Annotated in this window: 3 protein-coding genes; all 3 read right to left on the minus strand. The window is 73.2% G+C overall.

Features of this window, described 5'->3' with window-relative positions; all coding sequences use genetic code 11:
* Nucleotides 1-39: 39 nt before the first annotated feature.
* The 3 genes from ACFVX9_RS31910 to ACFVX9_RS31920 all read right to left on the minus strand — a co-directional run bounded on the left by ACFVX9_RS31910 (nt 40) and on the right by ACFVX9_RS31920 (nt 6,514).
* A complete protein-coding gene (locus ACFVX9_RS31910; RefSeq protein ID WP_387984853.1) occupies nt 40-4,743 on the minus strand; it encodes a beta strand repeat-containing protein in 4,704 nt (1,567 codons plus the stop codon).
* Nucleotides 4,744-5,290: 547 nt separating this feature from the next.
* Complete coding sequence (locus ACFVX9_RS31915) at nt 5,291-5,815, minus strand: AAA family ATPase (protein WP_387984855.1); 525 nt, start codon at nt 5,813-5,815, stop codon at nt 5,291-5,293.
* Nucleotides 5,816-5,866: 51 nt separating this feature from the next.
* Nucleotides 5,867-6,514, minus strand: a complete 648-nt coding sequence (locus tag ACFVX9_RS31920; RefSeq protein WP_387984857.1) for an AAA family ATPase — start codon at nt 6,512-6,514, stop codon at nt 5,867-5,869.
* Between the last annotated feature and the right edge of the window lie 234 nt (nt 6,515-6,748).

A 6,748-nucleotide genomic window follows, 5' to 3' on the forward strand; every position in this document is an offset into this window, starting at 1 on the left:
AGCCCACGCTCCGGGGACCGCCGCCGTCAGCCGCCGTTGCTAGCCGCGACGACGGTTGCGGCGCGTCACCAACGCCAGCCCACCGCCGAGGAGCAGGAGGCTCCCCGCCAGCCCGGCCAGGTGGGTGTTCGCCCCGGTGCTCGGCAGGTGGCCGTGCGGCGGCTTCGCGGTCACCGTCGCGCTGGACGGCGGGGAGGTCACCGGCGGACCGGACGGCGGAGTGCCCGTAGCCGTCGCCGTGTTGGTGACCTTCCCGCTGTCGACATCCGCCTGCGTGACGGTGTAGCTGGCGGTGCAGGTCACGGATGCGCCGGGCGCGAGCGAGGCCGCGCCGGCCGGGCAGGTCACCACGGGCGGAGTGCCGCTGCCCGAGAAGGCCGCCTCGTTCACCGTCACATCGGTCAGCGTGGCGCTCCCGGTGTTGGTCACCAGGAAGCTGTAGTCGACGACCTGCCCGACGGCCGAAACCGTGGTCGGCGAGGCCGACTTGACCACGGTGAGCGCCGGGGCCGGGGTGTTCGGGACGCTGGTCGAGGACGGCGGTGAGGTCACCGGCGGACCGGACGGTGGGGTGCCCGTCGCCGTCGCCGTGTTGGTGACCTTCCCGCTGTCGACATCCGCCTGCGTGACGGTGTAGCTGGCGGTGCAGGTCACGGATGCGCCGGGTGCGAGCGAGGCCGCGCCGGCCGGGCAGGTGATCGTGGGCGGGGTGCCGTTGCCGGAGAACGCGGTCTCGTTCACGGTGACGTCGGTCAGGGTCACGTTGCCGGTGTTGGTCACCAGGAAGGAGTAGTGCAGCACCTGGCCGACGCCGGTCAGTTCGGTCGCATCCACCGACTTCATGATGGTGAGCGCCGGGTTGGACGTCGCGGTGACGGTTGCGTTGGAGGGCGGTGAGGTCACCGGCGGGCCGGCGGGCGGTGTGCCGGTGGCCGTCGCGGTGTTGGTGATCGAGCCTGCGTTGATGTCGGCCTGCGTGACGGTGTAGGGGGCGGTGCAGGTCACCGACGTATTGGGGGCGAGGGAGGCCGCGCCGGCCGGGCAGGTGATCACGGGCGGGGTGCCGCTGCCGGAGAACGCGGTCTCGTTCACGGTGACGTTGGTCAGCGTGACGTTGCCGGTGTTGGTCACCAGGAAGCTGTAGTCCACGACCTGCCCGACGGCGGTGACCGTGGTCGGGGACGCGGTCTTCATGATCGTGAGCGCGGGAGAGGCTGTCGCGGTGACGGTTGCGTTGGAGGGCGGTGAGGTCACCGGCGGGCCGGTGGGCGGTGTGCCGGTGGCCGTCGCGGTGTTGGTGATCGAGCCTGCGTTGATGTCGGCCTGCGTGACGGTGTAGGGGGCGGTGCAGGTCACGGACGTATTGGGGGCGAGGGAGGCGGCGCCGGCCGGGCAGGTGATCACGGGCGGGGTGCCGCTGCCGGAGAACGCGGTCTCGTTCACCGTCACGTTGGTCAGCGTGACGTTGCCGGTGTTGGTCACGAGGAAGCTGTAGTCCACGACCTGCCCGACGGCGGTGACCGTGGTCGGGGACGCGGTCTTCATGATCGTGAGCGCGGGAGAGGCTGTCGCGGTGACGGTTGCGTTGGAGGGCGGTGAGGTCACCGGCGGGCCGGTGGGCGGTGTGCCGGTGGCCGTCGCGGTGTTGGTGATCGAGCCTGCGTTGATGTCGGCCTGCGTGACGGTGTAGGGGGCGGTGCAGGTCACGGACGTATTGGGGGCGAGGGAGGCGGCGCCGGCCGGGCAGGTGATCACGGGCGGGGTGCCGCTGCCGGAGAACGCGGTCTCGTTCACCGTCACGTTGGTCAGCGTGACGTTGCCGGTGTTGGTCACGAGGAAGCTGTAGTCCACGACCTGCCCGACGGCGGTGACCGTGGTCGGGGACGCGGTCTTCATGATCGTGAGCGCGGGAGAGGCTGTCGCGGTGACGGTTGCGTTGGAGGGCGGTGAGGTCACCGGCGGGCCGGTGGGCGGTGTGCCGGTGGCCGTCGCGGTGTTGGTGATCGAGCCTGCGTTGATGTCGGCCTGCGTGACGGTGTAGGGGGCGGTGCAGGTTACCGACGTATTGGGGGCGAGGGAGGCGGCGCCGGCCGGGCAGGTGATCACGGGCGGGGTGCCGCTGCCGGAGAACGCGGTCTCGTTCACGGTGATGTTGGTCAGGGTCACGTTGCCGGTGTTGGTCACGAGGAAGCTGTAGTCCACGACCTGCCCGACGGCGGTGACCGTGGTGGGGGACGCGGTCTTCATGATCGTGAGCGCGGGAGAGGCTGTCGCGGTGACGGTTGCGTTGGAGGGCGGTGAGGTCACCGGCGGGCCGGTGGGCGGTGTGCCGGTGGCCGTCGCGGTGTTGGTGATCGAGCCTGCGTTGATGTCGGCCTGCGTGACGGTGTAGGGGGCGGTGCAGGTTACCGACGTATTGGGGGCGAGGGAGGCGGCGCCGGCCGGGCAGGTGATCACGGGCGGGGTGCCGCTGCCGGAGAACGCGGTCTCGTTCACGGTGATGTTGGTCAGGGTCACGTTGCCGGTGTTGGTCACGAGGAAGCTGTAGTCCACGACCTGCCCGACGGCGGTGACCGTGGTGGGGGACGCGGTCTTCATGATCGTGAGCGCGGGCGTCGCGGGGACGGGTGTGTTGGTGAAGGTGCAGACCACCAGCGGGCTGTTCTTGCCCTCCACCGTGGGTGGGAACGGCAGGTTGAAGGTGGTCGCGCCGGTGCCCGAGGCGACCGGGGCGTTGCCGTTGGCCGTGTCGACGCAGTCGTAGGCGGTGGTGTAGTTGGCGAGGCTGCCGGAGGCGGCGGTCTCGGTCAGCGTGTAGGTGGTTCCCGACACGGCGATGACCGGGCCGGCGGGGGGTGTCTGGATGCCGGTGCTGGTGCCGGTCGTGGTGGCGGTGTTGCCCTGGGTGATGCCGCCGCCGGTGATCGCCAGGTTGAACTGGTCGTTCGACGTGGTCGACGAGGCGAACCGGCCGACGATGTTCTTCTGCAGGGTCAGGGTCGGGTTGGTGGAGCAGGCGCCGAGGTCCACGGACAGGAACGCGTTGTTGGAGTACGGCGTGGGCCCGGCCGTGATCACGCCGGTGTTCGGGTTGAGCTGCTCCAGGAAGGTGGTGGTCCCCGAGGCGAACTCGATGTAGAGCATTCCGGCGTTGTCGAAGGCCGCCCCGTTGAACGAGTTGCTGTCCGGGTTGGGCAGGGTGCTCAGCACCGTGTCGGTCAGCGGTACGCCGGTGGCCGACCCGGTGGTGGGGATCGGCCCGGCGACCCGGCCGATGGCGGCGTCGGTGCCGACGGAGGAGAGGACGTAGAGGTTGCCGCCCGCGTCGAAGGTGATGTCGCCGTTGGGGCCGGAGGCGCCGGTGACCGGCAGGTCGAACGTGGCGATCACGCCGGGGATCGCCGTGTTGGTGGTGGTGTTGAAGCCGTAGAGGGTGGCCACGCCGGGCGTGGTCGCCGTGCCGGGCTCGAAGCTGGCGTAGTAGTAGATGCCGTTGACCGGGTCCACCGCGCCGGAGACGAAGGAGTCGGTGGTGGCGCCGGCGGATCCGGTGTAGGTGGTCCAGGTCTGGGTGGCCGCGTTGTAGCCGTACACGTTGACGGACCCGGCGACGGTCGGGGTCTGGTCGACCACGTAGGCGGCGGTGCCGCCGTCGGTGATCCCGAGGGCGTTGGTGAAGCCCGACCCGGCGGGGAGCGTGCTGACCGTCGTCGCGGTCACGCTGGATCCGCCGACGCTGCCGGCGGCCAGGGCCAGCAGGGTGCCGTTCGCGGCGGTGGAGGAGCCACGCTGGATGGCGTAGATCGTGTTGCCCGTGCAGTCCAGGGGGTCGCCGGGTGCCCGGGGCAAGCGGCCGAGCGGGGCGGCGCTCGGCGGGGCGGCCGCGCTGCTCGGCCCGGCCGGTCCGGCCGCTGCGGATGGCGCGGCCTCCGGGGACGGGGCTCCTGGAGCGCTGCTCCGGCCGGTGGGCGCGGGAGCCGCTGACGGGTCGGCCTTCGCCGCCGTGGCGTCGGTGACGGGGTCCTTCCACTCCAGTACGACGAGGCCGTTGCCGCCGTCGCCGCTGTGGCCGCCGCCGTCCTTCGCCGCGTCGGCACTGGTGTTGGTGCTGGTGTCGGTGCTGTTGACGCCCGCGATGGACGGCGCGAAGCCGCCGAAGGCCGCCCCGGTGACGTACTGGCGCTCGGTCACGTGGGGCGCAAGGCCTTGCGGCCCGTCTCCAGGACCGGCCCCGGCAGCGGCCCCGGCCCCGGCAGTGCCGGCGCCGCTCGCGGTCGCGCTCGTGGCCGCGCTCGTGGCCGAGGCCGTGCCGCCGTCGGCTGCCAGCAGGGTGTCCGCGGGGGTGTGCGGCTGGCCCGACCGGATGGTGGAGGCGCCACCGCTGCGGGCCGCCGGGGAGTCCGGGCCGTCGGGACGCGACCGCCCGCCCTGGCCCGGCACCACCGTCAGCCGCTGTCCGGCCGTCACCTCCAGCAGCGCGGTCGCGTAGGCGCCGGCGGCGCCCGGCCGGTTCGCGTGGTCGCGGCCGGCTGCGGCGGTGTCGCCGTCGGCGGCCGCACCCGCACCCCAGGCCTTCGCCCTGATCGAGGAGACCCCGGTGGGGACGGTGAAGTCCTGGTCGCTTCCGGTGTAGGCGAAGGACAGGCAGTCGGTGTAGCCGGCATCCGCCGGGCACGTCTGAGCCGCGTGCGCGGCGGGGGCGGCCAGCAGCGGGGCGAGCGGCGCCGGCGCCAGCGTCAGCACGGCCGCCAGCATTCCCGTCCAGCCGCGCCGTGTCGAGCCCGCCCTCCTCGACGGTCGGGCCAGGGCTCTTCCTGGCGTCTCGAAGGCTCGGGCCAAGCCCCAGTGGCGTCTGACTTCGGGCATCGGGGACTCCCCAGGGTGCTCGCGGGACTCTTGGATGACGGCATGAATGCGGCCGTAAGGTGACGAAATGACTATGTCGTCCGTGTTATCCGGGCTGATCCGGCGCGCTGGAGAAGTCATCCCGGCGGCCCATGCGAGCGAGCTGACAATCTGACGGACGGATCGCCGAGTACGGCTGTCGGAGTGACGGCCGACGCCACGGCGGTCACGGCGGTCACGGCGCCTCGCCCGCAGGCGGGGCCCGGCGCGGGGTCTTCCCCCTCGCGCGCTGCCCGCAAACGGACGGCCGGGCGCGGCAGGTCGGCGGAGCCGCCGTCTGTGCGAAGCCCGTCGAGCTCCTGCGGGAATCTGAACTCGCCTGCTGCTGCGCAGAGTTGATCCGGAAAGCCGCCGGACTCACTGGCGAACTGACGGACAGTCGGCTTCAGGGGCTGGTGGCGAAGGCGGCGATGTCCGCCAGCGGCGGCCGGTAGCCGTGGGTGGTGTCCACGTGCAGGTGCGGTACCGGCAGGGACGGCGGGGTGAAGTCGTCCAGCAGGTTGCCCGGACCGGGCGGGGCGGCGAGGAGCGCGCGGTCGGCGTGCGCGGCGCGGCGCGGGTGCGTCGTCAGGCGGGCCCGGATCCGGGCGCGGGCCACTGCCGGGTCCACCCGGCAGTGCACGATCCGCAGTTCGGCGTGCTCGGCCAGCGGGGTCAGGCCGGGTCGCCACAGCCGGTCCTGGAACGCGGCCTCCGCCACCACGCTCACCCCCGCGCGCACCAGGACCTCCAGGACGTCGAAGAACGCCGCGCGCACCGCCTCGTCGGGGTTCCCGGCCCGGGTGCCCGCGTGCACCAGGCCCTCCTTCAGCTCGTCCCGGCACACCGCCGGGCAGCCGAGGGACTGCGCCAGCGCGTGGGCCAGCGTCGTCTTCCCGCTGCCCGGCCCGCCGCTCACCACGATCAGCACCTGTGGACCCCTTTCGTCAGGTCGGGCCAGGTCAGGCCAGGTCAAGTCAGGTCAGGCCAGGGCGCGGAGCAGGCGGTCGGCGAGGGTGGGGTAGGGGCGGCAGTCCAGGACGGGCAGGTGGTGGGTGCGGGCCTGGTCGGCGAGCCAGTGGGAGTAGCGGGCGCTGACGGCGGCGCGGCGTTCCTGCGGGCCGCAGTCGGGCTCCCGCCGGGCGTAGTTGGCGCTGATGCCGGCCGCGTCGCCCTCGTGCAGGAACACGGCGCGCACGACGCGGCCCTGCCCGGCGGCCTCGGCGGCGGCGCGGGCGGCGGCGGCCGGGGTGAGGTAGTCGCCTTCGACGATCGCGGGCACGTCGACGGTGAGGCGGTTGCGCACCACGCCGAGCAGGGCGTCGTCCAGGGCGCGGGCGGTGGCGATCTGCAGTTCCAGGACGCGGTCGGCGGGCAGCGCGTCGGGGTCGTCGAGGCCGTCGAAGTGGTGCAGGCCGGGGTGGCCCTCGGCGGTGGTGGCGGCGTGCAGGGCGGCGACGACGTCGTCGAACTCGACCACGAACGCGCCGCTGTGCCGGGCGAGTTCGGCGGCGGCGCGGCTCTTGCCGAGGCCGGAGGCACCGCCGAGCAGCAGGACGTCCCAGGTGGGGGCGCTGCCGTCGCCGTCCCCGTTGACGCTCCCGCTGCCGTTGGTGCCGTTGCTGTGCATCCGGGCACGGTACCCGCCGCGCGGGGTGGGGCGGTAAGCGGTTTCGGTGGCGGGCGGGCTCTGAGGGGTGAGGGAGGTGTGGGCCTTCCCCGCCTGGCCCCCGGCGCCCGACAGCCGGCCCCGGCCCGGTCCCGTCCGTCACCCGCGCCGCACCCGCCCCCGGCGCGGCGCGGGTGACGGGGAGCGGGTCGCGGGAGGCGGAAGGGGGGAGAAGGTAGCAGGCGCCGGGCGGGG

The organism is Kitasatospora sp. NPDC058243, assembly GCF_042882025.1.
Taxonomy (GTDB): domain Bacteria; phylum Actinomycetota; class Actinomycetes; order Streptomycetales; family Streptomycetaceae; genus Kitasatospora.

What these genes read in the sequence shown, in the direction of transcription:
- ACFVX9_RS31920 (WP_387984857.1), bottom strand. Translation starts at nt 6,514, where the DNA reads ATGCACAGCAACGGCACCAACGGCAGCGGGAGCGTCAACGGGGACGGC.